This is a genomic window from Pseudomonas kielensis (assembly GCF_014236655.1).
Lineage (GTDB): Bacteria > Pseudomonadota > Gammaproteobacteria > Pseudomonadales > Pseudomonadaceae > Aquipseudomonas > Aquipseudomonas kielensis.
Genome location: NZ_JACMYG010000104.1, coordinates 1 through 451 on the forward strand (window position 1 = coordinate 1; position 451 = coordinate 451).

General features: G+C 58.3%; 1 protein-coding gene. It reads left to right on the top strand.

Going from position 1 to position 451, the window contains the following annotated elements; all coding sequences use genetic code 11:
- On the top strand, positions 1 to 451 hold a 451-nt coding region (locus H7995_RS28210; protein WP_206684773.1), incomplete at both ends, for an immunoglobulin-like domain-containing protein.

Genomic DNA, 451 nt, shown 5'->3' on the forward strand with positions numbered 1-451 from the left:
ACTGGAAAACGCGGCACCGAAGTTCACCGTCAAAGTCGATCAGGTTCTCAAGCAAGACCTGACCGTCACCCTGAGCAACGGCGATACCGTGGTGATCAAGGCTGGCACCACCAGCACGCCTTACGAGCTGAAAGCCCAAGGCGATGACGTCTACAAAGACGGTCAGATCATCGAAGTGGGTATCGACAAGGCTGCCGTTGACGGCAAGTCGTTCGAGAACCTGGTGCTGGGCGACAAAGCTCAAGTCACCATCGGCGACACCCTCACCGAGGTGAAAGCCACCCTGACTGTGGATAAAACCACTGTCGCCGAAGGCGGCACTGTCACCTACACCGTGACCTTGACCAACGCTGCCGGCATGCCAATGGCGAGCCATGGTCCTCTGGAATTCACGCTGACCGATGGCACCGTGGTGAAAATCCCGGCCAACGGCACCAGTGGCACTGCCGAA